The sequence below is a fragment of the Sandarakinorhabdus cyanobacteriorum genome (genome assembly GCF_002251755.1).
Classification (GTDB): domain Bacteria; phylum Pseudomonadota; class Alphaproteobacteria; order Sphingomonadales; family Sphingomonadaceae; genus Sandarakinorhabdus; species Sandarakinorhabdus cyanobacteriorum.
In genome coordinates this window covers 1-25,760 of sequence record NZ_NOXT01000088.1, presented here as the reverse complement: position 1 = coordinate 25,760, position 25,760 = coordinate 1, and the positions used below count along the sequence as shown (strand labels likewise).

The following is a 25,760-nucleotide window of genomic DNA, read 5'->3' as shown; positions in this document are numbered from 1 at the left end:
CCGGGGCTTACCAGCTTCCGGGCGTTTCTCGTTGCAGGCGTTGCGCGATGGCTGAACGACTTCGGGGACGCCAGGCAGTTGCGCAGCGCCTGCGTCGATTAAAGGCGGAACCCATCTGCCGCGATTGCGCCTATGCCGGGATCGTCCGCGAGGCGACCGTACCTGACCACATTGTGCCGCTAGCCCGTGGCGGATCGGACGAGGACAGCAACATCCGCTGTCTCTGCGCCGAGTGCCATGCCAAGCGGACTGCCGAACAATTCGGCCAGCGCAGGACGGTTGCCGTGGGCTCCGACGGGTGGCCGATCTGGTGACCAGGCCGGGGGCGGTCCGAAAGTCTGGCGGTTTGGCGGGGGAAACCGCGCTTGGCCCAAACTTTACGCAACCGCGAAACTCGGACCGGGGGTCAGATCCCATAAAGTCGATGTTTTCCATCGAATTGACTGGATAGTCGCCGCGATAAGAGCGGTAGTCGCTTCACGAACACGGAGCGATGCAGATGACCAACTCGACCCTGCCAACTGCCAACCAAGTCTGGGGCTTCTACGGCACCAGCAGCGCATTCGCCGATGCCGATGCAGCCTGGGCCATTGCCTTCCCGGCGATTACCAAGGTCACGGTGGGCAGCGCGGAAGGGGTGCGGGATTTCCTCGACAGCCGCCACGGTCGACACTTCGCCGACGATGTGCACAACGGCATTCACACCGGGCTTGGCCTTGAAAGGGCCATCGACGCCGCCATCACCCGCTGGATGGGCTGGAAGATCGACCGCAACACTGCGCGGGAACATGGCATTCCAAAGGGCCTGCCATACCTGACCGGCTTTGTCGGCCTTTACGAGATCATGGCAGACGCACAATGAGCGCGGGCATCACCAGCACCATCCGCCTTGCGATCCGCACGCTGCCCGAGAACTTCGACCGCAGCCGGATCATCGCGGTGATCGAGACGATTGAACAGGAACTCTACGAGGGCGGCGTTTACGCCAGCGCGACCGCAGACAGCATGACGATCGAGATCACGGTCCAGACCGACCAGTTGCTCGGCGCAGCGAAGGTGCTGAGCGAGCTCGAACTCATTTGATTGGTGGGCCCGGCAGGACTTGAACCCGCGACCTAGCCGTTATGAGCGGCCAGCTCTAACCAACTGAGCTACAGGCCCCACCTCCAACGCCCATAGCGGCTTTCCAACATCGCAAACAAGTGCCGCAAGCCCTTCCGGGCTCCTGCGGCCGAACCCGTTTCAAGGACATCTATGGATCAGAACTGGCCGGCCCAGAGCAGCGAGCTCTTGCCGATAGAGAAGATCACGCCCTATGCGCGCAACTCCCGCACGCACTCGGACGAACAGGTCGCGCAGATCGCAGCCTCGATCCGCGAGTGGGGCTGGACCAACCCGATCCTCGTTGATGAGGACGGTGGACTTCTCGCGGGGCACGGACGTTTGGCGGCTGCCCGCAAGCTGGGCCTGACCCAGATCCCGACCATGGTCGCCAAGGGCTGGAGCGAGGCCCAAAAGAAGGCCTATGTCATCGCCGATAACAAGCTGGCGCTGAACGCCGGCTGGGACCTCGAACTGCTGGCCGTTGAACTCGGCGATCTGCAGGGCTTCGACTTCGACCTGATGCTGACCGGGTTCTCGGATGAGGAGCTCTCGAAGCTGCTGGCCGAAAAGACCGAAGGTAACACAGACCCGGACGAAATCCCGGAAGCGCCGATTGATCCGATCGCCAAACCCGGCGATGTCTGGCTGCTTGGTAAGCACCGCCTGGTCTGCGGCGACAGCACCGATGCCGACACCGTCGCCAAGGCCCTGAACGGTGTCTCACCCCACCTGATGGTCACCGATCCGCCCTACGGCGTGGAATATGATCCGGCCTGGCGCGAAAAGGCCGGGGTTGGGGCTTCCGGCACTGCCAAGGGCAAGGTGCTGAACGACGACAAGGCCGACTGGCGCGAAGCCTGGGCGCTGTTCCCGGGTGACGTTGCCTATGTCTGGCACGCTGGACTCTATGCGGGCGTAGTCGGCGACAGCCTGGCGGCATGCGATTTGATGCTCCGCTCCCAGATCATCTGGGACAAAGGCCAGCTCGTGCTCTCGCGCGGCGACTACCATTGGGAGCATGAGCCCTGCTGGTATGCCGTGAAGAAGGGCGCGAAGGGTCACTGGGCCGGTGACCGCAAGCAGACCACCGTCTGGCATATCGCCAAGCCCAAGAAGAACGAGACGGGTCACGGCACCCAGAAGCCGGTCGAGTGCATGAAGCGCCCGATCGAGAACAACTCCAGCCCGGGCCAGGCGGTCTATGAGCCGTTTTCTGGTTCGGGCACTACCATCATTGCTGGTGAGATGACCGGCCGCGTTGTCCACGCCATCGAGCTCAATCCCGCTTACATCGATGTTGCCGTGAAGCGCTGGCAAGATTTTACTGGTAAGGCTGCGACCCTTGAGGGTGACGGCCGAACCTTCGACGAGATTGCAGGCGGGAGAATAGCTGAGGCTGCATGATTACCGGCAGGAAGCCAAAGCCTTCGCAGTTGAAGCTTGTCACGTCCAACCCCGGCAAACGGCAGGTCAACCGCAAAGAGGCGAAGGCCAAAGCCGCGATCCCCGCTCCGCCAGCCCATCTCAATGCAGATGCGGTAGAGGAATGGAACCGCGTCGCGACCGAGCTCTACAACCTCGGGATCCTCTCCGAGATCGATCGGGCAGCACTCGCCGCCTACGCCATGGTTTACGGCCGCTGGGTCCAGGCTGAACGCGCGATCGCGAAGATGGCGGAGAAGGACCAGCTGACCGGCGGCCTCATGATCAAGACATCGAACGGCAACGCGATCCAGAACCCGCTGGTGGGCACCGCCAACAAGGCGGCGGCGGACATGATGCGTTACGCCGCAGAATTCGGGATGACGCCGAGTGCCAGGAGCAGGATCGCGGCCCAGCCGCCAGAAGAAGGCGCGGACCCCGCCGACCGCTTCTTCGCCTGACCGGACATTGGCCTATGCCAAAGCCGTGGTCTCAGGCGAGATTGTCGCCGGACCGCATGTACGCAATGCCTGTAAACGGCACATCGCGGACTTGAAACGCAACGATGGCATCTGGTTCGACCAAGATGCTGCCAATCACGCCTTCGCCTTTTTCGAGGAGGTTCTGAAGCTTTCCGAGGGCCAGTTCGAGGGGCAACCATTCGAACTGCAGCCGAGCCAGGCGTTTATCGTCGGCTCGTTGTTCGGCTGGAAACGCAAGGATGGCCGTCGCCGGTTCCGCCGCGCCTACATCGAACAGGGCAAGGGCAACGGCAAATCGCCGGTCGCGGGCGGCATCGGAATTTACGGGATGACCGCCTGCCAGGAAGCCGGCGCCCAGATCTATGCGGCGGCGGCCAAGAAGGAGCAGGCCAACATCCTGTTCCGAGATGCGGTGCGCATGGTCCGGCAATCACCGGCATTGGCACGGCGGCTGGAGTTCTCGGGCGGCCCGGGGCGCGAGTTCAATATCGCGCATCTGTCCTCGGGCAGTTTCTTTCGCCCGGTGTCGCGCGATACAGGCAAGACAGGTTCCGGCCCACGCCCCTATTTTGTGCTGGCGGACGAGGTCCACGAGCTTCCGGATCGCTCGATCATCGAGATGCTAGAGCGCGGCTTCAAGTTTCGCCGTGATCCGCTGCTGTTTATGATCACCAACTCGGGTTCGGACCGCAATTCTGTCGCATGGGAGGAACACGAACACGCGATCCGGGTGGCGGCCGGTAATCCAGATGCGGTGACCGACCCTACATTCCTCGGCCAAGTCATCGACGACACGACCTTCAGCTATGTCTGCGGGCTTGATGAAGGCGACGACCCGCTGACTGACTCCAGCTGCTGGATCAAGGCGAACCCGCTGCTGGGCGTCACGATCACCGAGCAATACCTCTCGGAAGTCGTGGCGCAGGCGAAAGCCATCCCGGGGCAATTGAACGGCATCTTGCGCCTCCACTTCTGTGTGTGGACGGATGCGGAGACCGCCTGGATGGCGCGGTCCACGCTCGAGCCGCTGCTGGCAGAGTTCGATCCCAAGGCAGGGCAATCCGTCTGGCTCGGGCTCGATCTCAGCCAGAACCGGGATTTGACCGCGCTGGCGGCGGTCCAACGCAATGGCGAGAAGGATGGCAAACCCTGTTTTGACGCATGGGTCGAGGTCTGGACGCCCGGCGATACGCTGTCGGCGCGGGTCTTGCGGGACAAGCAGCCCTACGACCTTTGGGTCGCCGACGGATTTCTAAACGCTCCAGGAGGCGAGAACATCAGCTTTCGCCATGTGGCGCAGGCCTTGGCCGAAATGGCCTCGGACTACCGCGTCGAGGCAGTCGCTTACGACCGATACGCTTTCAGGCGGTTCGAGGAGGAAGTTGCCGAACTGGGCCTCGACCTCGCCTTTGTCGAGCACCCGCAGGGCGGCACCAAGCGGGCCAAACCAGCCGGCGAAATGACCGAAGGCCTCTGGATGCCAGGCTCCCTTCGGCATCTGGAAGAACTAATCCTCGAAGGCCGCATCCGGCTCAAACGCAATCCGGTCCTCATTTCGGCAATGATGTCGGCGGTTACCGAGACCGATCGCTGGGACAATAAGTGGCTCTCCAAGCAGCGGGCCATCAACAAGATCGACGCAGCCGTCGCGCTGTGCATGGCAGTGGGGGCAGCGATGGCAGGCGATACCTCCGGCTCCATCGATGACTGGCTGAAGAGCCTGGCATCATGAACCTGCTGCAAAAGGCGCTCGGCTACATCGCGCGCTCCATCGGTCTTACTGACCCTCGGCTGGTACAGGCAGTGGGCGGCCGCACGACCACGACCGGCGAGGTAGTTTCGACCAGTTCTGTGTTGGGGCTCGCCTCGGCCTGGGCCTGCGTCAATTTGCTCGCCGGTACGATCGCCTCGCTCCCGCTCATGGTCTATCGGACCCGGGGCGGCGCACGGACGGTCGCGACCGATCATCCGATCTACCGGATCCTGCACGACAGCCCGAACGCCGACCAGACCGCGGTCGACTTCTGGGAATTCATCTGCGCCTCGATTGAACTCAGCGGCAACGCCTATGCCGAGATCATCCGGGGCAGCAATGGCCGAGTGGTCGCACTGAGCGTGCCTATCGCGCCTGAGCTGATGACGGTGCGCCGTATACGCGACGGCAGCCTAGAATATGAGTGGTCGGATGGCGGCATTCGCAGTGTCGTCAGCCAGGACAACATGCTCCACATCCGGGGCTTCGGCGGCAACCCGCTGGGCGGTCTCTCGACCCTCAGCTTCGGCCGCCAGACCTTCGGATTGGCACAAGCCATCGAACGGGCATCGGGCGACACCTTCCGCAACGGCGTGCGGCCCTCGGGGCTGCTGAAGACCGCCGACAGCCTGACCCTAGACCAGCGCAAACAGGCCGAGGAACTGCTGCAGGAAAAGTTTGCCGGAGCGATCAATGCCGGACGGCCGATGCTGCTCGACCGGGGCATGGATTGGGTCCAGCTCTCGATCAGTCCGGAAGACGCGCAGATGCTGCAGAGCCGGGCATTCTCGGTCGAAGAGGTCTGCCGGTTCTTCGGCGTGCCGCCATTCATGGTCGGCCACACCGAGAAGACCACCAGCTGGGGCACTGGGCTCGAACAGCAGACGCTGGGGTTCCAGAAGTTCACGCTGCGCCGCCGTTTGAAGCGCATCGAGCAGGCGCTCGCCAAGCAGCTGCTGTCGCCGGCCGACCGGCAGGCAGGTCTCGTCATCGAGTTCAACCTGGAAGGCCTGCTGCGCGGCGACAGCGGGGCGCGTGCCTCCTTCTACCAGCAGATGCTGACCAATGGCGTGATGACCATCAACGAGGTCCGTGCGCTCGAAAACCTGCCGCCGGTCGAAGGCGGCGATGTCCCCCGCATGCAGATGCAGAACGTGCCTATCACGCAGGCCGGTGCTCCTGCCGGAATCCTGCCGCCAACCGGAGCGAATGCCCCATCGGAGCCCCCTAAATGAAACATCTCACCCTGACCCTCAAATCCAGTGATCTTCAGGACACCGGGCAGTTCGAGGGCTACGCCTCGACCTTCGGCAATGTCGACCAGGGCGGCGATCTCATCGAACCGGGCGCTTTCCGGGAGAGCGTCGCCAAGGCCCGCGCTGAAGGCTGGGGCATCCCAATGCTCTGGCAGCACGACCAGCGCGAACCGATCGGCGTCTGGCGCGACATCTTCGAGGATGACCGCGGTCTGTTCGTGCGCGGCCAGTTGATCCTCGACGGCGATCCCGTCGCCCAGCGTGCCTATGGCAAGCTGAAACACGGCGCGCTCGGCGGTCTGTCGATCGGCTACACCATCCCCAAGGGCGGTGCCGCTCCCGACCCTTACAAGGCCGGCGTCCTGCGCCTGAAGAAGATCGATCTTCGCGAAATCAGCCTCGTCACCATGCCCATGAATACCGAGGCCAAGGTGACGGCGGTCAAGACCGTCACCGACGGGCAGACGATGCCGTCGCTCTCCGATTTTGAGAATTTCCTGCGCGAGGCAGGGTTCTCGAAAAGCCAGGCCACCGCAATCGCGGGCAAAGGCCTCAAATCGCTGCTCCGGAGTGAGTCCGGCAGTGAGTCCAACACCGACTTTCTGTCGGCTCTCGCCGCGCAAATCCGCGGCTGAACCCACCTCCTACGGAGCAATCCCATGACCGAGACCAAGAGCGCCGATCAGCTGGCGCAAGAAGTGAAGGCTGCGTTCGATACGCGCCATGACCAGGTAAAAGCCATCGCCGAAGAGGCGCTGGGCAAGGCTGCCAAGGGTGAAGAGCTCTCGGCCGCGACCAAGCAGCTTGCTGATGAAGCGCTGACCGCGCTCAATGAAGCCAAGGCTCGCCTCGATGAAGTCGAGCAGAAGCTCGCCCGCAAGAAGCAGGATGACGAACGCTCCGATTATCGGACGATCGGTGAATGCGTCGTTTCGTCCGACACCATCAAGCCGTTCCTGAACAGCAAGACCGCCCGCGGCCGCGCCAGTGTCGAGGTCAAGGCGATCGTCTCTGCCCTCACGACCGATGCCAATGGCTCGGCCGGCGACCTCATCGTACCCGATCGTCAGCCGGGGATTATCACCCCTGGCCAGCGCCGCCTCACGGTCCGCGACCTACTGACCCCAGGCCGCACCAACAGCAATGCGGTCCAGTATGTGAAGGAAACCGGCTTCACGAATGCAGCGGCCACCGTTTCAGAAACGGCCGGCGCCACCAAGCCGCAGACTGACATCAAGTTCGATGTCGTGACCAGCAGCGTCACCACGATCGCACACTGGGTGCTGGCGACCCGCCAGATCCTCGACGACGTGCCGATGCTGCAGTCCTACATCGACGGCCGCCTGACCTATGGCCTGGCGCTTGTTGAAGAGAACCAGTTGCTCAACGGCGGGGGTACAGGCACCGATCTGCACGGCGTCTACACCCAGGCGACCGCCTTTGCGCCGCCGATCACCATCCCGGCGCCTGTCACCCGCATCGATGTCCTGCGCCTCGCCATGCTGCAGACCGCTCTTTCCGAGCTGATGTCGACGGGCGTCGTTCTGCACCCGTCTGACTGGGCAGCGATCGAACTGCTTAAGGACACCACCGGCCAGTTCATCATCGGCAATCCGCAGGGCAACCTATCGCCGACACTGTGGGGGCAGCCGGTAGTGGCAACGCAGTCAATGGCGACGGGCAAGTTCCTGACCGGCGCCTTCCAACTCGGCGCGCAGATCTTCGACCGCATGGACGCCATGGTCGAGATCTCGACCGAGGACGACCAGAACTTCCGCAAGAACCTGGTGACGGTCCTGGCCGAAGAGCGCCTCGCGCTCGCGGTCTACCGCCCGGAGGCTTTCGTGAAGGGCGACTTCGCAGCTGCTGCCACCGCGGCGACGGCTGCGTGATGATGCAGGGGCCGGCTCGTTCCGGCCCCTCTCATCCAACGGAAGGGATAGCCCATGATCCTCAAAGCCCTTGATACCCTGCACATCAGCTCGGTCAGTTCCAACAACATCCTTGCCGGCCAGAACTTCGAGCTCGACGATCATTTTGGCCGACAGCTGATCGAACGCGGGCTTGCTGTTGAGGCCGGCGGGAGTGAACCGGCCCCTGCTGTCACCCGCAAATCCGGCTCCACGCACCGCACCAAGGCGGAATAATGTCTGAGATCGTAACGATCGAGCCACCCCAGGACCGTGCCGTGACGCTCGAGGAAGCACGCCAGCAGCTTCGGCTTGATGGCCGTGACGAGGACCTGCTGCTCGTCGCTAAACTGGATGCAGCCCAAGCTGAACTGGAGCAGCAGACTGGCCTGAAGCTGTGCGAACAGACCCTCGAACTGCAGCTGCAAGACTGGCTGGACGAAATCACCGTGCCGATCCGGCCCTGCACGGTGGCCGAGATCCGCTACACTGCCCTGGGCGGTTCAACGGTGGCCCTCCCAGAAGCTGACTATGTCGTCCGCCGACGGCACGGGGTCACCCGCATCCGCCCGGCATCCGGGAAATCTTGGCCCGAGCTGGGTAAAGACGGCCTGATCCGGATCACACTGTCGGCCGGATTGGATGAGAACGACCCTGATCTGGCGATCGCCCGCGCTGCGATCCTCGTCAAAACCGCATCCCTGTTCGAAAACCGCGAAGGTGCAGCCTGTCTCGCCTTCGACACGTTGGTGGGTCAGCTCAAATGTCGCTGGATCTAGCCTCGAAGCTCGACACAAGGATCCGGATTGAGCGCAAGGTCGTCACGCACGATACCCAATATGGCACCGAACAGGTCAATTGGACCGAGTTCGCCTGCATCTGGGCTGAGGTGAAGGACATTCTCCCCTCCAAGGCCGAGCGCCTGGCCGACAGCATCCAGATTGGTCGCCGTCCTGCCCGGATCCGCACTCGGTATCTGCCAGGACTCACAGCCGAGATGCGGGTCATCATCGATTCACGCATCCACCAGATCATTTCCGGCCCGGCAACACTGGGGCGGCGGGAGGCCATGGAGTTCATGGTCGAGGAACATTCGAGCGAAGGAGCCGCACCATGACGATCCGGCTCAAGGGCGGCCCTGAACTGCTGCGTTTGCTTGATGAACTGCCCAAGAACCTGGAGCGCAACGTGATCCGTGGAGGTCTTCGGGCTGGCGCCAAGGTGATCCAGCAGCAGGCCAAGGCCAATGTCCCGGTCAAGACCGGACAATTGAAGCGCGCGATCGGGATTGGCACCCGAACCGACGGAGCCAAGCTCTCGTCTTACGTCAAACTGCGTGGGAAAGGCTCCTATCTTGGCCTGTTCATTGAATATGGTGTCGCGCCCCACCTGATCTCGGTTTCCGAGGCGGACAAGCCGGTGCGTGAGACCCGGCGTGGCCCGCGCAAAGTCAGTATCGGCACAATCAACAAGATGGTGAAGCGCGGCAGCCTCAAAATTGGCGAGAACTTCATCGGGCCCGCGGTCATGCACCCGGGTCACGCCGCAAAACCCTTCCTGCGCCCAGCGCTTGACCAGAAAGCCGAGGAAGCGGTGAATGCCATGGGCTCATACATCGCCCACCGGGTCCAGATCGGTAACCTGAAGGCACCGACCCTCGAGGTCGATGACGAATGAACGGTGTTATTGCGGTCCGCTCGCTCCTGGTGGCTGACACCGGGGTGACGTCACTTGTCCCCGTTGTGCGGATCGCCGCTGGGATGCTGCCGCAGGGCACGGACTTGCCGGCGATATCGCTGATGTCGGTCAGCAGTATCGACCGCAATGTCCAGGCTCCGGGCGCGAAACGCCGCGTCACCGAGCGCGTGCAGGTGACCGTTCTGGCCCGGACCTACCCTGAAGTGAAAGCCATTATCGCAGCCGTCCGCCAGGCGGCAGCCGACCAGATGCCTACCATCGACGGGCTCTTTGACGTGACCGTCCACACAGATTCCGCCGGTCCTGATTTCCTCGACGAGGAGACCGGTATCCACATGCAGACGCAGGACTTCCGCGTCTCATTCAACGAGGCGCGCCTAGCCTCACCTTCATAAGGACCCATTGCCATGACCGTTCGGACTTCCGCCGGCACCACCTTGAAGGTGTCGGCCTCTACCCCTGCGACTTTTGACGCCACCGGCTACAATGCGCTGACCATGACCGTAGTCGGCGAAGTCTCCGACCTCGGCGAGTTCGGCCGCGAGTTCAATCTCGTGACTTTCAATCCCGTAGGCAGCCGCGGCGTGGTCAAGAAGAAGGGTAGCTTCAACCAGGGTACGATGCAGATCCAGCTGGGTCTCGACACTGATGATACCGGCCAGATCCTGCTCAAATCCGCCTCGCTCTCGGACGCTGATCACAGCTTCTTGGTCACCACCCAGAACGGCGACAAGTACTACTTCCAGGCGCAGGTCATGAGCTTCAAGGTCAATGTCGGTTCGGTCGATCAGATCACCACCGCCACCGTGACCCTCGAACTCACCACCAACTCCGCCGGTGTGGGCATTGTCGAAGTCCTCGCGCCCTGATCCCTGACACCCTGACGGAGATATTCCATGTTTGACATCACGACCCTCGCTGCCACCGATACCTCGACCCTCGAACTCGTCGGCGGCGACGATGCCCCGCTGTTCGACGAAAAGGGCAAGCGCCTCTCGATCACAGTCTACGGCCCAGGCTCCAAGGTCTATCAGCGCGCCCAGGCTCGCCAGCAGAACCAGCTGATGGACAAGATCAAGAAGCGCGGGAAGATGGACCAGTCGGCCGAGGAGAAGCTCGCCGAACAGGCTGATTTTCTGGCTGCCTGCACGGTCAGCTTCAATGGCTTCACCTATCCGCCCGCCGACGGGCTCGAAGGTCAGGAACTGTTCCGCAAGGCCTATGCCGATCCCTCGATCGGGTTCATCGCCACGCAGGTCGCCGCCCACATCAATGACTGGGCAAATTTTACGAAGAGCTCGGCCGAGAGCTGAGCCTTTACGTGCGACAACTGGCGTGGCTGGGCACCGCGCCCAAGCCGCGCACTGGAAAAACGCCAAAGCCTGAGCCGGAGAGCGAACCGCTGACCCGGCTGCAGCGAATGGCCATCGACGACCTTACTCCGGACTTTCCACGCATCCGCACCCCTTGGGTGATCGACTGGCTCATGGAAGTCGGCCCCACCGATCCCGGCGCAATGGGCGCAGTCCCCATCTCCTGGGCCACGATAGGCCAGTGGCAGCACTGCATGGGGCTCGACCTGCCGCCCTGGCTGGTCCGCCTCTTGCGACGGCTTTCTGTCGAATTCGTCGCTGAAACCGTCCGCGCCCGCGAGCCTGATTGCCCGCCTCCATGGACTGCCACGTCCGTCCTCAACCGAGATGAAGTCTCCCGGAAAGTGACCAACGCCTTCCGGGCGCTGATGATGTCGAAGGAGCCCAGCACGTGAAAGCAGGCACCCTCGAAATTGAAATGATCACCAACGTCGCCCGTCTCCAGAAGGAGATGGCTGACATGAAGCGCACGGTGGCAGGTGCGATGGGCGATATGGCCGACAGCGCCTCGCGTGCTGACCGGGCGCTCAATGCGGTCGGGGGCGGCGGTGTCACGCGGATGGGTGGCTCGGCCAAGCTTGCCGGGCACCATGTCCAGAACCTCGTCTTCCAGCTCAACGACATGGTAGTCGGCCTGTTCTCTGGCCAGAAACCCATGACCGTTTTCATGCAGCAGGGCACGCAGATCGGGCAGATCGCGATGCAGGCCGGTGTCGGCATCGGCGGCATGGCCCGGGCGCTGCTGGGGCTTGCTGCCAGTGCGGCAGCGGCAGCGCTGACAAACCCTTATCTTCTCGCAGCCGCTGCTGCCGCTGCACTCGCGTTCGGCGCATTCAAGCTGTTCCAGTCGAGCGTCAAACAGACGGGCGAGCTCGACCGCTATGCGCAAAGCCTGGGACTCACCAAAAAGGAAATGGAAAAGCTGGGCCCTGTCGGGATCACCGTCGGCGACACCATGAAGGGGCTGTGGAAGACCATCTCGGATGGGCTGAACCTGGGCACGGTATTCTCGACCCTCAAGGACTGGGCGGTCACGGCCTTCGAAGCGGTGCTGACTGCTGGCAAATATGCGGTCGCCATTCTCTATGCAGGCTGGGTCGGCGGGTTCAATGCAATCCGCGTTACCTGGACAGCACTACCCGGCGTTATCGGCGAAGCCGCCGTGGGCGCCGCTAATCTGGCAATCAGTGGGATCGAGTATCTCGCCAACAAAGCAATCGCAGCGCTCAATTGGCTCGCCGAATGGGTGAACCCGGTGCTTGACCGAGTGGGCCTTGCCACCATCACCCGGATCGAGAGCGTGGCTCTACCGCGCATGGAAAACAGCTTTGCCGGCTCCACCGCCCGCATGGGCGCACAGGTCCGCGATGAATTCGCGTCAGCCTTTGGCGATGCCATGGGCATGATGGATGCCTTTTCAGCGCGTTGGCGGGAAAACAGCATCGCTGCTGCCAAGGCCCGGCTTGCCGCCAAGGCGGAAGAGATCCGCGGCGACAGCACTGACCGTGCCAGCAGCGCAAAAGGCCCCAAGGAAACTGAAGCCGAACGCGCGCTCCAGGCCGCCCGGGACTTTGCCGCCAACCTCGCGCTCGAGACCGCCAAGATCGGCAAGACCCCGATCGAGATCAAGCGGATGGAGGTTGCGATGGCAGCGATCAAGGCGCCGACCGACGAAGCGCGCATTGCAATTCTCCAAGCCGGCGAAGCCTGGGAACAGGCGACGCGCGCATTCGCCACCTCGGAGTTCCTGCGCCAGACGGTCGGCCCGCTCGAACAGCAGGTCGCTCTGCTTGGCCAGTCGGCCCGGGCGCAGGCACTCGCAAATCTGGAAGCCGAGCGTGAACAGATCGTGCTGGAACGCGGGGTCGAAGCCTGGGAGCGGTATCGCGCCGCACGGATCCGGCTCATGGAAGCAGACTTCGCGCAAAGCGGTCAGGAGCAGTTCCTCCAAAGCTTGGAAGACATGGTTTCGGCAACTGAAGCAGCGGCACAGAACATGGCCGATGCCTTCGGCTCGGTCGGCGGGGCAATTGGTGCGATTACGGTCGAGATCACCCGTTTTGCATCGGCGCAGGTGGCTGCAGCCCAGCGTGTGGCCGAGGCCGAGCGCGAATATGGACGCACTTCATTCCAGTATGCCGATGCACGTGCCGCCCAGGCATCGGCTGAGATCAATCACTATGGCAATCTCGCCTCGGCCGCCAAGGGCTTCTTCAAGGAGGGTTCGGACGGCTACAAGGCGCTGCTGACCGCTGAAAAGGTCTTCCGCGCCTTTGAACTGGCGGTCGCGATCAAGAATGCCGCAGTCAAAATCGGCCTGATCGGTGCGCAAACGGCGGCCAAGGTCACGAGCGACACTGCCATGGCGGCCTCAGACACTGCACGTGCTGGCGTCGAACAGGGCAACTCGATCATTACGACCGGCATCAAGGCGGTGGAGGCCGTGGTGAACGCCATCCGCTCACTGCCGTTCCCGCTCAACATTGCGGCCGGCGCCATCACGGCCGGCGTCATTGCCTCGCTCGGTGTCGCGATCAGCGGCGCCTTTGGTGGGTCTCCAAAACTGCCCACCGCCAATGATGGAACTGGAACAGTGTTTGGGGACAGCACGGCCAAGTCGGAGAGCATTGCCAAAGCGATCGATCATCTGCGCGAGGTGGACACGCTGACCATGCGCTACTCCGCTGCCATGCTGGCTTCCTTGCGCAACATCGAGGCCAATATCGGCGGGCTCACCAACCTCATCATCCGCACCAATGGCGCTGAGACTTCCGCTGCAGGAGTAAACACCGGCTATCAGTCCACGGGCGTGACTGGCCTCATCGGCAAGGGTCTTGAAGGCGTCGGGGCCGTTCTGAACAAGATCCCCATCATTGGCGGCATTCTGGGCGGTCTGGTCGGGCTCGTCGGCAAGGCGTTCGGCGCACTGTTCGGTACCAAGACTACGATCACCGGCCAGGGCATCTTCGGTCGTGGCCAGTCGCTGGCTGACATCCTCTCCGGCGGGTTTGACGCGAGCTATTACAGCGACGTCAAGAAGACCAAGAAGTTCCTCGGGATCAGCATGGGCTCGAGTTACTCGACCCGCTATTCGGCTGCCGATGCTGAGCTCGAGCGCCAGTTCGCGCTGATCTTCTCCGGCTTCTATGATGCGATCTCGGCCGCAGCCGGGCCGCTGGGCTTGTCGCTGAGCGAGGTCCAATCCCGCTTGCAGGGTTTCGTCGTCAACATCGGCAAGATCGATCTGAAGGGTCTGACCGGCGCTGAAATCCAGGAAAAGCTGACCGCTGTCTTTGGCGCAGCGGCCGACAATCTCGCCAAGTACGCGATCCCCGGGCTCGAGCAATTTCAGAAGGTTGGCGAAGGCTATTTCGAGACGCTGATCCGGATTGCATCGAGCGTCGAGGCGGTGAGTTCCTCGCTCAGCCTGCTTGGCACCTCGGTCGAGGATCTGGGCCTTGCGGCGAAGATGAACCTGTTCGACCTGTTCGGTTCGGCCAGTGACATGACCTCCGCGACGGGCGAGTATTTCGCGCTCTATTACAGCAAGGCCGAACAGGCGACGGCCCAGACCGCGCAGATGGCCCGGGTGTTCGAGAGCCTTGGACTTGGGCTGCCGCAAAGCATCGCAGGCTTCCGGGCGCTCGTCGAAGCGCAGGACCTGACCACCGAGGCTGGCCGCGCGGCCTATGTCACCCTGATCCAGCTGGCCCCGGCCTTTGCCGAGCTCATTGGCGCGGCCCAGGACGCAGCCAGTGCAGCCGCCATCGCGGATGAACGCCTGTCGCTCGAGCGCCAGCTGCTTGAGGTTCAAGGTAATACCGCAGCACTGCGGGCGCTTGATCTGGCCCAGCTCGACGAAAGCAACCGCGCGCAGCAGCAGCAGATCTGGGCGCTGCAGGACCAGCAAAAGGCAGCTGATGAGGCGGCAGCTGCGGCCGAAAAGCTACGCTCGGCCTGGGAGAGCATTACCGATAGCCTGTTGTCCGAAGTTGCCCGCATCCGTGGGAGCATCGGCAGCGGTACCAAAACCTACGCTCAGGTTCTGTCCGAGTTCAACGCCGCCACTCTTGCTGCCCGGGCTGGTGATCAGGAGGCGGCCAAGTCGCTACCCGGGCTAAGCCAAAGCCTGCTGAACGTGGCGGCCGATGCTGCTACCTCGGCACAGGAACTGGCGCGCATTCAGGGCCAGACCGCTGCCAGCCTTGAGCAGACCGTCGCGATCATCAACGGGATGGTCGGGTTGCACAGTGACATGGCAACGGATGCCACGGCGAGCACACCGACCTGGTGGGAGCAGTTCGCCTCCAATCAATCTGCGACAGCGTCGTTGCCAGCAAACGACAGCGCCACAGTACTGATCGATGGGCTGGCAGCTCTGAAACAGGAACTCTCCGACCTGCGCGGTGAACAGCGGATTGCCTCGGCTACGATCGCTTCGGGCACCAGCAAGACCGCTCGTATCCTCGAGCGGGTGACGCCAGACGGCGATGCCCTAGCCGTGAGAACGGCGGCATGAAGCTGATCCGGCCGACCTCACTGACGGACGGGATGCTGACCAGCAGCACGGCCCTGGAGAACGACCACCCGGTCTGGGCATCGGGGACAGCCTATGCGGTAGGTGCGCGGGTGATCCTGACGGCGACCCACCGGCGCTATGAGGCACTGGTAGCATCGACCGGCGTTAACCCGACAAGTGATCCGACTAAGTGGCTGGATCTCGGGCCAACCAACCGCTGGGCCATGTTCGATGACCGGGTCGGGACAGCCACAACCAGGTCGGGAAGCTTGCAGGTTGTGCTGTCACCAGGCGCGACCGACGGCGTAGCGCTCATCGACACCGATGCGGAGAGCGCGACGGTTTCGCTTACGGTTTCGGGCACGCAGCTCTACTCGAAGACCCAGAGCTTCAATGTCGGCGGCACGGCCATCGACAACTGGTTCTCCTGGTTCTTCGAACCTGTCGGGCGCAAGTCGAGCCTGCTGTTCCTCGATGTGCCGGTCTACGAGGCCGGCATCATCACCGTCACCATTACCCGCGACAATCCAGCCGACCTCGTTTCCTGCGGCGCGCTCTTGTTCGGGAGGCAGTTTACGATCGGCGAAACCGAGCACGGCGCGGACATCGGCATCATCGACTATTCGAGAAAAGAGACCGACCAGTTCGGTGTCACCTCGGTAGTTGAACGCGCCTTTGCCAAGCGGATGACCGCGCGTGTCGTGATGCCGACCAGCGCCATCGATGACGTGGCCCGCAATCTTGCAGCGCTTCGCGCCTCGCCGGTCCTCTGGATTGGCTCTGAAAGCTTCGAGAGCCTTACCGTCTACGGCTTCTACAAAGAGTTCTCGATCGACCTTGCCTACCCGACCGTCAGCTACTGCAGCCTGACCATCGAAGGGCTGACCTGAACTCTCTGGCCTGATCCACCCTGAAGGGTAATTCCATGCCTATCACAGCACTGCCCACGCCGCCGTCACGGACGGACGCGGCGAACTTCTCTGCGCGTGCGGACGCCTTCCTCGGCGCGCTGCCGACCTTCGGCTCGGAGGCCAATGCGCTGGCGGTCGAGGTCAACGGCTACGCAACCAATGCCGCTGCCAGTGCGGCCACTGCCGTCAACGCGCCAGGCACCAGCGCCACCAGCACCACCTCGCTTGCCATCAGCACGGGCTCCAAGTCCCTGACCGTTCAGACCGGGAAAGCCTTTGTGGTGGGCCAATGGGTGACCATCACCAGCACGGCCACACCCACCAACTGGATGCATGGGCAGATTACGGCCTACACCAGCGGCACCGGTGCGCTCGTCGTCAATGTCGCCATGGTGGGTGGCAGCGGCACGATTGCCGCCTGGGCCGTTGCGCTCTCCGCGCCGTCGGTTTCCGGCAATGCCGTCCTGACCACCAGCACCTATGCTGATCCCGCCTGGCTGACCGCACTGGCCGGCTCCAAGATTACGGGCACGGTGGCCATTGCCAATGGCGGGACCGGTGCAGCCGATGCCGCCACCGCCCGCAGCAATCTCGGCCTCGCCATCGGCAGCGATGTACAGGGCTACAGCGCCAATCTCGCTTCCTGGTCAGGCAGGTCAGTTCCCTCAGGCGCAGTCGTCGGGACGACGGACAGCCAGACGCTTTCCAACAAGACGATCTCGGGCGCGGCGACCGGCTCCACCGTGAATGACGCGGGCGGCTCGGCATGGTCGATCGGTTTTCGCGAAGTACCCCAGAACGTCCAAAGCGCGTCCTACCAGCTGGTCGCGCCCGACAACGGCAAGCACATCTACTCGCTGAATTCTGCTGCGCAGACCATTACTGTGCCCCCCAACGGCACGGTCGGCTTCCCGCTCGGAACGACCATCACCATCATCAATAATGGCGGTTCAGCCATCACCATCGCCCAAGGCTCCAGCGTTACGCTTTGCCAGGCCGGCACCACCAGCACTGGCAACCGGACGCTCGCCGTGCGTGGGCTCGCCACGCTAATCAAGGTCGAGACCAATGTCTGGTTCGTCTCGGGCACCGGGATCAGCTGATGTCGGGTGTGCTTGGGGTCCTGCTTGGATCGGGCAGCGACGAGCGGCAGATCGATCTACCCGTCAGCTATTACTCGTGGGGCGACAAATACAGCGCTGGCGAGCAGTTCGGCGCTGATGGCGGCTATTTCACATCGCTTGTGGGTGGCGCCTTCACGCCGGCAAGCTGGCAGGGTCGCAACATCCGCGCGATTGCCCATGAGTATGATTTCTACGCTGCGGCGTCGCGCACGCTGATCGGTCTCGACGGATACGGTTTGACGCCTGAGCCCAGCCGTTTGCGGATCAACGGTACGGTCTATCCATTAAGCGCGGGCTCGGTTTCCTGGGCGACTTACGTCGCCGGGATCACATTCAGTCCATCGCCAACCAATACCATGAACTGGACGTCGCATGGGCTTGCCGTTGGCGATCCGGTCCAGTTCTATTGCAGCGGCGGTATGCCCAGCGGGCTGACGGCCTTCACCATCTACTATGTCCAGTCGGTGGTCAGTGCGAGCGCATTCAAAATCGCGGCCACACCGGGCGGCGCAGCGCTCAGCTTCACCGGCTCCGGCTCTGGAACACGCTACGGCTACAAGGACCCGATCACGGCTTATCAGGCCAACGGCACGCTAAGCGGCAATGTCTTTACGAGCATGCTGCCGCGCGCCGCTAGCATCACGATTGCCACTCCAGCGACCGTCACTTCTGCTGCCCACGGTCTGACAAACGGCAAGCGTGTCCAGTTCACGACCTCCGGGGTGCTTCCGGCCGGGATCTTCGCCAACACAACCTACTTCGTCGTCAACACCGCGACCGACACGTTCAACCTTTCCGCCACTCTGGGTGGCGCCGCAATCAGCACGTCGGGCGGTCAGTCCGGTAGCCATGTTGTGCGCGAGGTCGTCTCGGTCACAGTCAGCTAGAGGAAAACACAACATGCAGGCAGATCGCCGGCCGACGGTCACCGACGAGGTGATTGCGATCAACGACGACCTCGAGATCAACTATGGGGTGTTCAAGAACGACTTCACCTTTCGTCGGCCAGCAAACTCGTGGCGGCTCTGGCCGATGCTGGGCTTCGTGCCGCCCCGACTGAATGCCACCATCGCTGAGATGTACCAGGCAGGCGTTGCCTGGACCCTGTGCGAGCATGTCTCGATCTGCATCAACGGATCGGCCGACTACGTGTTCGAAGGCCCTGACGGTCCGATCATCCAGACCTGGACCCCTGGCTGCCACAATGTCGAGAATGGCGGTGGCTATCTCCCGGCCGGTGAATTCACCCGGCACTTCCACGACGATTTCACGCTCTGCTGCGTGGTGCAGAAGTTGAAGCGGGCGCCTGGTGTACAATACCAGTTCGAGGTGCTGACCGAGCCAACCGTGCTGAGCGAAGCCGCGCTCTTCATCCACTACGCCACCGGCCCACGCCAGCGACAGACCGAATTCAATCCGGCGCCGGGCTACACTGTCGATCTTGGGGCCGGCGACATCGCCATCATCTGCTCGATCCGCTGAGACCTGCCATGCCCGAACAAGACCCCGCCGTGGAAATGGCGCTCATCCGTGCTGACCTCGAAGCCATGCAGACCGAACTCAAGGCCGTGCGCAAGGAACTCAAAGACCTGCTCGACGCCTGGAACACGGCAACGGGTGTGGTCCGCTTCATCAAATGGCTCTCTACCCTCGTTGCCGCGATCGCGGTGATCACCGCTGCCTTCAAGGGCTTTTCCGGCCGCTAACCTCCCAAAGGAGAAACTCCCATGAACCCTTTGCCGTCGGCCTATGGCTGGCTCGATGAACTGCGCCCATTGCCCCGGATGCTGGAAGAAGCGCGCAAACTTTACGGCACATTCGAGGTGCCCGGACCTGCCAGCAATCCGCTGATCCTCGAATGGGCCAAGGAGGTCGGGCTAGCCCGGACCTATCTTGAGGACGGCATTCCCTGGTGTGGTCTTTTCATGGCCGTGGTCGCCAAACGGGGCGGCAAGCCGATCGTGGAAGGTCCGCTGTGGGCACGCAATTGGGCAAAGTTCGGCAAGGCCGCTGACAAGGCCCAGCTGGGCGATATGCTGGTGTTCCGCCGCGGCCAGGGATCTGGCCATGTCGGGCTCTATGTCGGTGAAGATTACGGCGCCTACCATGTGCTCGGCGGCAACCAATCCGACGGCGTGACCATCACCCGGATTGCGAAGGAGCGCTGCATTGCCGTGCGCAGGCCGGCCTATCGCAAGGCGCCGGCGACCGCGAAGCCAGTCCAACTGGCTGCAACCGGCACTCTGTCCACCAACGAGGCCTGATCAGGCCACGACCAATCCGCTGCCCCTTTGCGCAGCCGGACAATCGCCCGCCTTCAGGCGGGTTTTCTTTTGGAGAACTGACATGGAAGACTTGAAGCCCTGGTGGACCTCGAAGGCCATCTGGACCGGGATCCTCGGCAGCATCTGGGGTGTTGCTGGCGCAATCGGCATCTTGCCGGAAGGTCTCAGCCAGACGGACGTCCTGACCGTCGTCCTGGCGCTGACCGGCATTGGCGGGGTCCTGTTCCGCAAGACGGCGACCACCCGGATCGGCTGACATCAAATGGCGGGGGCTGTGGCTCCCGCCACCCTCCTTTCTCACAGGTGCAGGCATGACCAGGCTGACCATCCGACGGGGCGGCACCAAGCGCGTGCGCGCCACCTTCTTTGCCGACCAAGGCGCCGGGATTGCTCGGGATCTCTCCGGTCTCGCGCTCATGGTCATTGACCAGAGCCCGAACATTGCACCGCCCGCGCTTGTTATTCTGCCGCCGGCAACGGGCGGCCAGATCGAGGTGCTGTGGACCGATGAGCAGACTGCGCCGCTGAAGGGCGGCGCTGGGCGAGTCTGGCTAACGCTCGGTTTCGAGAACGACAGCGGGGAGCGTGAAGTCCTGCCGACCCTTACGTTTGATGTCGAATGACGGCCGCGCTGCAGATCATCGAGGCGGTTCAGACCATCCTCGTCGAGAGCGACGGCACCAGCATAACCCTCGAGGTCTCAAACGCCGGGATCTCAGGTCCACGCGGGTTTGCCGGACCTCAGGGCCCACCAGGTCCGCCCGGGCCGCTCAGTGCGCTCACGGACCTCTCCGATGTGGCGCTTGAGCTCCCCGAGGGCGGCGACGTGCTCACGTACTCATCCCCCACCAACACATGGATCAACGAGAAAGCGGCCAGACTGGTCGACGGAGGTAATTTCTGATGGCCAATACCCTGCGTATCAAGCGCCGGGCCGCAGGCGGTGCGGCCGGGGCTCCGGCATCGCTCGCCAATGCCGAGCTCGCATTCAACGAGCAGGACAACACACTCTACTACGGCACCGGCACCGGGGGTGCTGGCGGAACAGCGACCTCGGTCATCGCCATCGGCGGCCCGGGCGCCTTCGTCGGGCTCTCGGGCGACCAGACCGTCGCCGGGATCAAGACCTTCTCGAGCACGATTGTGGGTTCGATCTCGGGCAATGCTGGCACGGCAACCGCGCTGGCAACGGCGCGCTCGCTGGGTCTGTCCGGCGATGTGACCGGCACAGCCTCGTTCAATGGCACCGCCAATGCGACTATTGCCGCGACCCTAGCGAACAGCGGCGTCACCGCTGGCTCCTATGGTTCTGCCACGCAAGTCGGTCAGGTCACGGTCGATGCGAAAGGTCGGGTGACAGCCGCTAGCAACGTCGCGATCACGTTCCCGGTGACTTCGGTGGCTGGTCGTACCGGTGCCATCACGCTCTCGACCAGCGACGTCTCTGAAGGCACCAACCTCTATTTCACCGATGCCCGGGTCCGCGCCAACCGGCTCGACCAGCTGGCAGCACCTACCGCTGCGGTGGACTTCAACAGCCAGCGCATCACAGGCCTTGCTGACCCAACGGCAGCCCAGGACGCCGCCACCAAGAACTACGTCGATCTGACCGTTCAGGGGCTCGATCCCAAGGCTTCGGTGAAAGCCGCATCGACTGCCAATATTGCCTCGCTGTCCGGCATCATGACGATCGACGGCGTGGCGCTTGCCGCGGGCGACCGCGTGCTAGTGAAGGACCAGACCACGCCGTCCCAGAACGGCGTCTATGTGGTTGCCTCTGGCGCCTGGGCTCGGGCGATCGATCTCTCGACCTGGGACGAGCATGTCTCGGCTTACCTGTTTGTCGAACAGGGCACAGTGAACGCCGACGTCGGCTACCTCTGCACGGTTGATGCGGGTGGCACGCTGGGCACCACTGCTGTCACCTTCGTTCAGTTCAACGGCGCCGGACAGATCGTTGCCGGCAATGGCCTCACCAAGACCGGCAACACGATCGACGTGGGGGCCGGCACAGGCATTGCTGTGGCCGCTGACGCTGTCGCACTGACCGGTCAGGCGCTGGCGCTCCACAACCTTGGCACCAACGGGATTATCGCCCGCACGGCCGCTGGGACTGTGGCAGCGCGCACGCTGACGGCCGGCTCGACCAAGATCGCAGTCACCAATGGCGATGGTGTGGCGGGCAACCCTACCTTCGATGTCAACGAAGCCAACCTCACGTTGGGCAATATCGGCGGTACGCTCGGCGTGGCTAAAGGAGGCTCGGGGGCCACCACGCTCACCGGCTACCTCAAGGGCAACGGCACGGCGGCGTTCACGGCATCCGCGACCATTCCCAATACCGACATTTCTGGCCTTGGCACCATGTCGACGCAGGCAGCGAGCAACGTCGCCATCACCGGTGGCTCGATTGATGGCGTGACGCTGGATGGTGGAACCTTCTGATGCCGAGCACCATCCTGCTCAAACGATCGTCGACCGCCTCCAGCGTGCCTGCGGCGGCATCGCTGCAGGCGGGCGAACTCGCCGTCAATCTGGCTGACCAGAAGCTCTATTCCAAGACTGCTGCGGGCACCGTGGTACAGGTGGGGTTCGGCAATCTGACCTCAGGCATGGTGACGACCGCGCTCGGGTTCACGCCGTACAATTCGACTAACCCCAGCGGCTACATCACGGCCAGTGGGTCGATCACCGGTTCGTCAGGATCCTGCACCGGCAATGCCGCGACAGCGACCAGGTGGGCGACTGGGCGCACCATTACGCTGACCGGCGATGTGACCGGCACCAGCGCGGCATTTGACGGCTCGGCGGCTCTGTCATTTGCCGCAACACTGGCGAATAGCGGCGTGACGGCTGGAACCTATCTCAAGGTCACGGTCGATGCCAAAGGGCGGGTCACCGCGGGCTCATCGATGACCTCCGGCGATGTCACTAGCGCTCTTGGCTATACGCCTGCCAACAAGGCCGGCGACAGCTTTACCGGCAGTATTTCCGTGTCTGGCTCGATTACCGCGACCGGCGATATCACGGCCTATTCCGACGCCCGCCTGAAGACGGACATCGAGACGATCACTGGCGCTCTGGACCGGGTCCGGAAACTTCGTGGTGTTACCTTTAGTCGGCGCGACACAGGCAATCGCGGCGTTGGTCTTATCGCCCAGGAACTGGCAGCCATTGTGCCCGCGGCGGTCATGACCCATGAAGATGGTCTGTTATCTGTCGCCTATGGCAATCTCGTCGGCGTACTGATCGAGGCCGTGAAGGACCTGGCCGACAAGGTCGATCGCCTCGAGGCCCAACCATGACCCTGCAGAGTTCGGGGCCGATCTCGCTTGGCAACGTCGCCGTCGAACTAGGCCGCACATCGACTACCACGACTTCACTCGGCGAGGCGGCAGTCCGTACGCTGGCTGGTGTCGCATCCGGGCCGATCTCGCTCTCCAACCTCTACGGAAAGTCGAACGAGAGCTTCTGGTATGCGACCTTTGGCTCGACCGTGGTCAATTTCCTGATCCTGGGCACTGACAGCAGCGGCAACATCTACGCCAGTGCCACGAGCGCGGTCTTCAAATGGGACCGTGACGGCGCGCTCATATGGGCCCGAAACGTCTCTGGGCCTTTCATCAACGGGGGCTGGATTGATGCCAGCGGGAATGTCTACCTTGCCGGGGCCTACTACTCGAGCAACTACTATGGCTGGCTGGCCAAGCTCGACACCTCGGGAACCCTGCAATGGCAGCGCAGCCTCAACGGCTCCGGCCAGGAAATCTGGTACAATGCGGCGGTCGATGCATCCGGCAACGTCTATGTGGCCGGCTATTCAACATCGAGCGGTGGCTCCGGCAATGCCGATGCTCTGATTGCCAAATACAACAGCGCCGGCACCCTGCTGTGGCAGCGCTCGATCGGCGGCTCCGGCAACGAATATGCCAGCCAGATGGCGCTGAGCCCGGACGGCAGCCTGCTGGTCCTCTCTGGCAATACCTCGACGTCAACAGCGGGCAACATCGATGCCCTGATCAACGTCATCAGCACTGCCACCCCCTCGGTCAGCTGGCAGCGCTCGATCGGGAGTACTGGCTATGATTACGGCTATGGCGTTGCGGTAGACAGCAGTAACAACATCTACTGGCTCGCGGGCATCAACGGCACGCTGAGCCTCCTCAAGATCAGTTCTGGCGCTGTGATCCAGTGGCAGCTGTCCCTGCCTTCCAGCTACGGCAGTGGGTCGGTGAGCCTCGGGCCAGACGGCAGTCTGCGGGTTTTTGCGCCGATCTATGCCGGGGCGGACATCTATCAGTTTTCGATCGATGGCACCTTGTTGCTGGCCCGCACCGTCAGCCTGGACACGAGCAATGGCGCGAACTCTTTCAGCCTCACGGGCCTGGCGGTTAGCTCGACGGCCATGGTGTTCTCCATCTACACCATGATGGACTTCTCGCCCTACGGGTACATGGATCTGTGCGGCGCCATCTTCAAAGTGCCAATCGACGGATCAAAGACCGGCACCTGGTCAGTGGCTGGGGCCTCGACGCAGGGCGTGACCTACAACACGTCGTCGCCCAGTATTGGAACCACCTTTTGGTCGCTGACATTCCGCAGCTTCTCGTTGCTGAGCCGCACTCTGACCGCGGGGACCCCAACCTACAGCTTTGCAGCCGGATCCTACACCAACGCCACGACCGGGATCTGACCCATGATCATTTCGCATGACCGCAAGACGCTGTTCATCGGCGTGCCAAAGAACGGATCGCAAACGGCTAGGGCTGTCCTTGGCCAGATCGGGGTTGATCTGGTTGGCGAGATGGGACGCCACCCCACATTGCCGGAAGCGATCAGGTTGGCTGAGGAGCAGTTCCCTGGGAAGAGCATCTCACCAACGGCTATCTATGCCTTCTGGCGGGATCCGGTTGAGAGGTTTTGCTCGGCGATCGAGTTCCACAAGCGCTGCCTGCCGAATTCGTTGATGCAGCTGTTTCCGGAGCGGTTCGTTGGCATTGAGCGGCATCCGCGATGGTTTGAACCCGATCCTAACGCTATTAATCTGGATATGCGCGCGGTCATCGATAGCGTCCCGCCACTAGACATCCTGGCCGCATTGCCGCCGCCTCTTGTTCCAGGTGTTCTGCGCCAGCCCCGGGGCGGCAATCTCAGTTTTTATCGGCTGCAGTCGGAGTGGCTGGATGATCCTCGGGTTACCGTGCTGCCCTTTGCAGACTATGAGGCCGGGCTGCGAGAGATAGTCGATTGGTTTGGCGGGGATGGTGTCTCGGTAGAGATACCCCAGATCAATGCCGCGGCAGGCCCGTTGTGCGAGCTGAGCATGTACGAAGCAGAAGCGGTTCGGGCCTACTATGCGGGAGATTTGCAGCTATAGTGGGCCGATGAACCGGGACAACGAAAAGCGCATTGCCGCCAAGATGGCGAAAACGCTCGCGATGATGTGCGTCCGCAATACGGGCATCGAAACCCTTCACGCGGGCATAGTCCCGGTTACCCATGCAGGGGACTACTCGGACGTCCGCGTCATTGATGCCGATGGGCGCGAAATCGGCTGGAATGATGTCTCCCACCTCGACGATGACCAGATGCGCGCGCTGATGAGGGAGATCGTCAACCGGCTATACACGTTCAACGTCTCGATCGATAATCTGGAATTCCGGAATCGGGTCGATCGCTGGGCCAGGATCGCCGACCGCTGGGACGAGCCTGATGAGGACATCGCCTTTTTTCAGAGATTGGCGGCGGAGGATTGACGGAGGACGACGTCCTGACTGTTGTACTGGCGTTGCCGATATCGGAAGTGTGGTTTTCCGGAAGGCCGCGAAGGCGCGGACCGGCTAAAATTCTAGTTCTGGGTCAGGCGGAAGGGTGCTATTTTCGGCTCTGTTGCAAAAATCGTGAAGCTTGAGCATGCTTGGCG

Annotated in this window: 32 protein-coding genes and 1 tRNA gene; 32 read left to right on the top strand and 1 reads right to left on the bottom strand. The window is 62.6% G+C overall.

What is annotated here, in order from left to right:
• Window positions 1-47 precede the first annotated feature (47 nt).
• The 3 genes from CHU93_RS04645 (at window position 48) to CHU93_RS04635 (ending at window position 1,083) form a co-directional block, all read left to right on the top strand.
• On the top strand, window positions 48-314 hold the full coding sequence (locus tag CHU93_RS04645) for an HNH endonuclease (RefSeq protein ID WP_165768604.1): 267 nt from the start codon (window positions 48-50) through the stop codon (window positions 312-314).
• A 185-nt stretch (window positions 315-499) separates the two neighbouring features.
• Window positions 500-862, top strand: a complete 363-nt coding sequence (locus CHU93_RS04640) for a hypothetical protein (protein WP_094473005.1) — start codon at window positions 500-502, stop codon at window positions 860-862.
• Complete coding sequence (locus CHU93_RS04635) at window positions 859-1,083, top strand: hypothetical protein (protein WP_094472981.1); 225 nt, start codon at window positions 859-861, stop codon at window positions 1,081-1,083. Before CHU93_RS04640 ends, CHU93_RS04635 begins: the two co-directional genes overlap by 4 nt.
• A gap of 1 nt (window position 1,084) precedes the next feature.
• Here the strand turns inward: CHU93_RS04635 and CHU93_RS04630 are convergent.
• Window positions 1,085-1,161: transfer RNA gene (locus CHU93_RS04630), tRNA-Ile, on the bottom strand.
• A gap of 93 nt (window positions 1,162-1,254) precedes the next feature.
• On the opposite strand from CHU93_RS04630, the gene CHU93_RS04625 reads away from it, so the two are divergent.
• From CHU93_RS04625 to CHU93_RS04485, 29 genes are all read left to right on the top strand, one after another.
• Window positions 1,255-2,508 (top strand): site-specific DNA-methyltransferase, encoded by a 1,254-nt coding sequence (locus CHU93_RS04625; RefSeq protein ID WP_094472980.1) that lies wholly within the window; start codon window positions 1,255-1,257, stop codon window positions 2,506-2,508.
• Window positions 2,505-2,987, top strand: coding sequence for a phage terminase small subunit P27 family (locus tag CHU93_RS04620; protein ID WP_207759217.1), 483 nt, complete (start codon window positions 2,505-2,507; stop codon window positions 2,985-2,987). The genes CHU93_RS04625 and CHU93_RS04620 overlap by 4 nt, the downstream gene beginning before the upstream one ends.
• A gap of 7 nt (window positions 2,988-2,994) precedes the next feature.
• Window positions 2,995-4,740 (top strand): terminase large subunit, encoded by a 1,746-nt coding sequence (locus CHU93_RS04615; RefSeq protein WP_207759216.1) that lies wholly within the window; start codon window positions 2,995-2,997, stop codon window positions 4,738-4,740.
• A complete protein-coding gene (locus tag CHU93_RS04610; RefSeq protein ID WP_094472979.1) occupies window positions 4,737-5,996 on the top strand; it encodes a phage portal protein in 1,260 nt (419 codons plus the stop codon). Before CHU93_RS04615 ends, CHU93_RS04610 begins: the two co-directional genes overlap by 4 nt.
• A complete protein-coding gene (locus CHU93_RS04605; RefSeq protein ID WP_021245853.1) occupies window positions 5,993-6,652 on the top strand; it encodes an HK97 family phage prohead protease in 660 nt (219 codons plus the stop codon). Before CHU93_RS04610 ends, CHU93_RS04605 begins: the two co-directional genes overlap by 4 nt.
• Window positions 6,653-6,676: 24 nt before the next feature.
• The gene (locus CHU93_RS04600) at window positions 6,677-7,909 is read left to right on the top strand and encodes a phage major capsid protein (protein WP_094472978.1); all 1,233 of its coding nucleotides are present in this window, start codon (window positions 6,677-6,679) and stop codon (window positions 7,907-7,909) included.
• Between the two features lie 54 nt (window positions 7,910-7,963).
• Window positions 7,964-8,164 (top strand): hypothetical protein, encoded by a 201-nt coding sequence (locus CHU93_RS04595; RefSeq protein ID WP_094472977.1) that lies wholly within the window; start codon window positions 7,964-7,966, stop codon window positions 8,162-8,164.
• Entirely contained in the window at window positions 8,164-8,706 is a 543-nt protein-coding gene (locus CHU93_RS04590; protein ID WP_094472976.1) for a head-tail connector protein, read from the top strand. The genes CHU93_RS04595 and CHU93_RS04590 overlap by 1 nt, the downstream gene beginning before the upstream one ends.
• Window positions 8,691-9,044: a phage head closure protein gene (locus tag CHU93_RS04585; RefSeq protein WP_094472975.1), complete on the top strand. Its 354-nt coding sequence runs from the start codon at window positions 8,691-8,693 to the stop codon at window positions 9,042-9,044. Before CHU93_RS04590 ends, CHU93_RS04585 begins: the two co-directional genes overlap by 16 nt.
• Complete coding sequence (locus tag CHU93_RS04580) at window positions 9,041-9,604, top strand: HK97-gp10 family putative phage morphogenesis protein (protein ID WP_094472974.1); 564 nt, start codon at window positions 9,041-9,043, stop codon at window positions 9,602-9,604. Before CHU93_RS04585 ends, CHU93_RS04580 begins: the two co-directional genes overlap by 4 nt.
• Window positions 9,601-10,020: a tail completion protein gp17 gene (gp17, locus tag CHU93_RS04575; protein ID WP_094472973.1), complete on the top strand. Its 420-nt coding sequence runs from the start codon at window positions 9,601-9,603 to the stop codon at window positions 10,018-10,020. Before CHU93_RS04580 ends, gp17 begins: the two co-directional genes overlap by 4 nt.
• A gap of 12 nt (window positions 10,021-10,032) precedes the next feature.
• A complete protein-coding gene (locus CHU93_RS04570; protein WP_094472972.1) occupies window positions 10,033-10,494 on the top strand; it encodes a hypothetical protein in 462 nt (153 codons plus the stop codon).
• 27 nt (window positions 10,495-10,521) lie between these two features.
• Window positions 10,522-10,938, top strand: coding sequence for a hypothetical protein (locus CHU93_RS04565; protein WP_094472971.1), 417 nt, complete (start codon window positions 10,522-10,524; stop codon window positions 10,936-10,938).
• Between the two features lie 8 nt (window positions 10,939-10,946).
• Window positions 10,947-11,393: a hypothetical protein gene (locus CHU93_RS17695; protein WP_207759215.1), complete on the top strand. Its 447-nt coding sequence runs from the start codon at window positions 10,947-10,949 to the stop codon at window positions 11,391-11,393.
• Entirely contained in the window at window positions 11,390-15,517 is a 4,128-nt protein-coding gene (locus CHU93_RS04555) for a phage tail length tape measure family protein (protein WP_094472970.1), read from the top strand. The genes CHU93_RS17695 and CHU93_RS04555 overlap by 4 nt, the downstream gene beginning before the upstream one ends.
• Window positions 15,514-16,407 carry a hypothetical protein gene (locus CHU93_RS04550; RefSeq protein WP_094472969.1) on the top strand — a complete coding sequence of 298 codons (894 nt, stop codon included), beginning with the start codon at window positions 15,514-15,516 and terminating at the stop codon, window positions 16,405-16,407. The genes CHU93_RS04555 and CHU93_RS04550 overlap by 4 nt, the downstream gene beginning before the upstream one ends.
• 35 nt (window positions 16,408-16,442) lie before the next feature.
• Window positions 16,443-17,531 carry a hypothetical protein gene (locus tag CHU93_RS04545; protein ID WP_094472968.1) on the top strand — a complete coding sequence of 363 codons (1,089 nt, stop codon included), beginning with the start codon at window positions 16,443-16,445 and terminating at the stop codon, window positions 17,529-17,531.
• Complete coding sequence (locus CHU93_RS04540; RefSeq protein ID WP_094472967.1) at window positions 17,531-18,439, top strand: hypothetical protein; 909 nt, start codon at window positions 17,531-17,533, stop codon at window positions 18,437-18,439. The genes CHU93_RS04545 and CHU93_RS04540 overlap by 1 nt, the downstream gene beginning before the upstream one ends.
• Window positions 18,440-18,452: 13 nt before the next feature.
• On the top strand, window positions 18,453-19,034 hold the full coding sequence (locus CHU93_RS04535; RefSeq protein ID WP_094472966.1) for a hypothetical protein: 582 nt from the start codon (window positions 18,453-18,455) through the stop codon (window positions 19,032-19,034).
• An 8-nt stretch (window positions 19,035-19,042) separates the two neighbouring features.
• A complete protein-coding gene (locus CHU93_RS04530; protein WP_094472965.1) occupies window positions 19,043-19,258 on the top strand; it encodes a hypothetical protein in 216 nt (71 codons plus the stop codon).
• A 21-nt stretch (window positions 19,259-19,279) separates the two neighbouring features.
• Complete coding sequence (locus CHU93_RS04525) at window positions 19,280-19,816, top strand: TIGR02594 family protein (RefSeq protein ID WP_094472964.1); 537 nt, start codon at window positions 19,280-19,282, stop codon at window positions 19,814-19,816.
• An 82-nt stretch (window positions 19,817-19,898) separates the two neighbouring features.
• On the top strand, window positions 19,899-20,093 hold the full coding sequence (locus CHU93_RS04520) for a hypothetical protein (protein ID WP_094472963.1): 195 nt from the start codon (window positions 19,899-19,901) through the stop codon (window positions 20,091-20,093).
• 55 nt (window positions 20,094-20,148) lie between these two features.
• Window positions 20,149-20,460: a hypothetical protein gene (locus CHU93_RS04515; protein ID WP_094472962.1), complete on the top strand. Its 312-nt coding sequence runs from the start codon at window positions 20,149-20,151 to the stop codon at window positions 20,458-20,460.
• On the top strand, window positions 20,457-20,741 hold the full coding sequence (locus CHU93_RS04510; RefSeq protein ID WP_094472961.1) for a hypothetical protein: 285 nt from the start codon (window positions 20,457-20,459) through the stop codon (window positions 20,739-20,741). The genes CHU93_RS04515 and CHU93_RS04510 overlap by 4 nt, the downstream gene beginning before the upstream one ends.
• On the top strand, window positions 20,741-22,282 hold the full coding sequence (locus CHU93_RS04505) for a phage tail protein (RefSeq protein ID WP_094472960.1): 1,542 nt from the start codon (window positions 20,741-20,743) through the stop codon (window positions 22,280-22,282). Before CHU93_RS04510 ends, CHU93_RS04505 begins: the two co-directional genes overlap by 1 nt.
• Window positions 22,282-23,142: a tail fiber domain-containing protein gene (locus CHU93_RS04500; RefSeq protein ID WP_094472959.1), complete on the top strand. Its 861-nt coding sequence runs from the start codon at window positions 22,282-22,284 to the stop codon at window positions 23,140-23,142. Before CHU93_RS04505 ends, CHU93_RS04500 begins: the two co-directional genes overlap by 1 nt.
• The gene (locus CHU93_RS04495; protein ID WP_133064317.1) at window positions 23,139-24,530 is read left to right on the top strand and encodes an NHL repeat-containing protein; all 1,392 of its coding nucleotides are present in this window, start codon (window positions 23,139-23,141) and stop codon (window positions 24,528-24,530) included. Before CHU93_RS04500 ends, CHU93_RS04495 begins: the two co-directional genes overlap by 4 nt.
• 3 nt (window positions 24,531-24,533) lie before the next feature.
• Window positions 24,534-25,214 carry a hypothetical protein gene (locus CHU93_RS04490; protein ID WP_094472957.1) on the top strand — a complete coding sequence of 227 codons (681 nt, stop codon included), beginning with the start codon at window positions 24,534-24,536 and terminating at the stop codon, window positions 25,212-25,214.
• 7 nt (window positions 25,215-25,221) lie between these two features.
• Window positions 25,222-25,593, top strand: a complete 372-nt coding sequence (locus tag CHU93_RS04485; protein WP_094472956.1) for a hypothetical protein — start codon at window positions 25,222-25,224, stop codon at window positions 25,591-25,593.
• Window positions 25,594-25,760 lie beyond the last annotated feature (167 nt).